The following is a 2,821-nucleotide window of genomic DNA, read 5'->3' on the forward strand; positions in this document are numbered from 1 at the left end:
GAGTGGCATTTCTGCAATTCAGGATATGACTTTCTTGTCACAGCGTGTGCATCCGCGTCATCCGTGGAATCCGTGTTCCATCACAATATTACTCTTTACCGATGACACATGCATCCCCTCTCGCCTTCACTCTGCCCGGGTGCCCCTCCTGATCTGCTCAGCCTGCCCTTGTGGTGTGGGGGGTGGCAGGCGCTAGGCTAACCCATGCTCTTTATTCTGAGATGAAATACAGGCAGTTAGAAGGAGAAACTGGAAGAAATAGCGAAAAAAACCAACTCATCAGTAAGCAAGTGGGTCTATGATTTTTTTAGAGGTGAAAATATAAAAAAAAATGAGGGGATATTACGTCCCCTGTTTCTTCTCTACTATTTTTCCAATACCTAAACTAATCACCAGCACTAACAAAGTACCAATAATTATTGCTCCAACCTCACCGAGTTTGCCCATCCCCTCGATAGAATAGTCAGCCATGGGTGCCTCATATTCAAGTGGCGTCCTCTCCCCGATTATTTCCTCAGCTTGTTCTTCACTGCCTCCCCCTAACAGTTGTATGAGGTTCTTATCAAGACCATCCGGATTGCTGGAAGCCAGAAATGGGGCAAGTATCGATATGATGATCGCGATAACTGCTCCGGCAATTATTATCTTATTATTGCTCATGCTGCCACCCCTGCCAATGATCTTTCTGATATTATATCAGGTCGGGTCTGCAATATAGCCCTGACAACAATGGCAGTTATCAATCCTTCACCAACTACTCCGATAACTGCATGATAAAGCCCCATAAACATCAATCCTTCTACTAATGGAAACGTGCCTGCAATATACATTTCTACTCCACAGACCAATGCTGCTATGAAGATTGATAACCATCCGGCAGCGAACGAAGCACTCAGCATTCCAATACTATTTTTCAAGGCAATATACGAATAGAATCCAACAAAACCTCCGATAACGCCCATGTTAACAATATTAGCTCCCATTGTCGTAATGCCCCCATCCCCGAACACAAAACCCTGTACTACCAATACCAGTGTGAGCAACAGGACAGCGGCGAAAGGGCTGCCCAGGATGATAGCGGCCAGCGCTGCCCCCACCATATGTCCGCTCGTACCCCAGGGTATGGGTATGTTCATTGCCTGAATGGCAAATATCCCTGCTGCCAGAGCTGCCAGCATGGGTACTTTCATTTCATCCATTTCTTTACCTGCCCAATCAAGGGACTTTATTATAAATGCCAGAGCAATCAGCCAGTAGATTACTGCCTGACCCAATGGTATCAATCCATCTCCAATATGCATAATATCAACCTCAGTAATATATAGTAATACTTTTATTAATAATGGTATTACTAAATCATACAATATATTTATTGTATAAGTAATTTTTGTTATAAATTCTGGTTGAATTGACAAATACGATTTCCGTCAAAAGAAACATTATATTATATTGCTAAATATATTTTTCAAATAGATTGTAGGATCTATATTGGTAATACTAAATATCACATAGATTCCCAGGAATGTTCCAATCATACTTCCCAGATTTGCCAGAGCAGCGACCAGAAGAATACGGAATAATCTATTATTATACATTTGACCAAAAGTCTCAGCTTCAATAATTTCCTTAAAGTCATCGCTGGACGGAGGTCGTTGCTTTGCTTCCATAAGCCCGGCAAACCAACCAGCTGCCATCATCGGGTTCAATGATGTGAGCCAGGCAACTAAAAATGCTGTCATAATTGATTTGGGATGTCCTCTTGCTAATGCAGCACCAGCTGCACTTAAAATCCCATTAATAATAAACCAAATTCCCAATGCGATAAGCAGCATGTTCAATGGCAGGGTACCATTAATGATTGCCAGAATTACTAATAAAAACATACAAATAGCCAGAGCAACGAAAGCCAACCCGATTATCTTGAATACACTGAATCTTTTTTGATTTACACTTACCAGTTCTTCAGGTGGGGGCAGGGTTTCCGGGTGTTCCAGGTATTTTGTAATGCCCTCTCTATGTCCGGCTCCTACTACTGCTACGATCCGGCTGGATTTACCTGCTTCCAGCAGGTTTCTGGCCATGTATGCATCCCTTTCATCCACGAACACTCGTGCTACAGATGGTGCAAAATGTCGCAACTCTTCCATCAATTGCGTGACCACATCCTTGTCTGTAACAGATTCGATATCAATCTCCTCACCTTTGAGACCGATAGAAGCTCCAACAAGGGCCCAGGTCATTTTCAATTTCTCCCACAGGGACATATTCTGCCAGAAACGTTGCAGTGTTATCTGGATATCCCTATCGATAAGTACTATCCGGGCACCTATGGATTCAGCCTTATTAATGGCCTCTAGCATTTCAGCCCCGGGATCAACACCAAGATCTTTTCCGATCTTTTTCTGGACAAATGCCAGCAGCCAGTGTACCAGGAAATAATATGGTTTATTACCTCCCAGTATGTCCTTGGCCGAGATCTTTTTTGTCTCAACCTCCTGGGTTAATGCCTGGTACCTGGCATGACATAATTCTACTGCTACCCCATCAGGGCGTTCACGTTCAATTGTCTCTTCAACTTCGGCAACACTTTTTTCAGAAACATGAGCAGTGCCCACTAAAATTATATTTTCAGCAGGATTGTCAGAGATTTGTCTCTTAATTTCTTCAGAATTTGATACTCTGAATGAGTAATTAATAGTATAATTATTTTCTATTTCTTCTGAATTCATTATTTCACCGGTATTAAAACCGAAACTTTAAGAATCAGGTTATATTATTTAATGTATCAACACATAACATGTGCGAACTTAACTTATACTTT

3 protein-coding genes are annotated in these 2,821 nt (G+C 41.9%); all 3 read right to left on the minus strand.

From position 1 onward, the window contains the following. Window positions 1-342: 342 nt before the first annotated feature. The 3 genes from IBX40_12515 to IBX40_12525 all read right to left on the minus strand — a co-directional run bounded on the left by IBX40_12515 (window position 343) and on the right by IBX40_12525 (window position 2,729). Window positions 343-660 (minus strand): PDGLE domain-containing protein, encoded by a 318-nt coding sequence (locus tag IBX40_12515; protein MBE0525132.1) that lies wholly within the window; start codon window positions 658-660, stop codon window positions 343-345. Beyond that, entirely contained in the window at window positions 657-1,301 is a 645-nt protein-coding gene (cbiM, locus tag IBX40_12520) for a cobalt transporter CbiM (GenBank protein ID MBE0525133.1), read from the minus strand. Before cbiM ends, IBX40_12515 begins: the two co-directional genes overlap by 4 nt. 138 nt (window positions 1,302-1,439) lie before the next feature. Further along, complete coding sequence (locus tag IBX40_12525) at window positions 1,440-2,729, minus strand: TraB/GumN family protein (GenBank protein MBE0525134.1); 1,290 nt, start codon at window positions 2,727-2,729, stop codon at window positions 1,440-1,442. Between the last annotated feature and the right edge of the window lie 92 nt (window positions 2,730-2,821).

It is taken from the genome of Methanosarcinales archaeon (assembly GCA_014859725.1).
In the GTDB taxonomy this organism is placed as follows: domain Archaea; phylum Halobacteriota; class Methanosarcinia; order Methanosarcinales; family Methanocomedenaceae; genus Kmv04.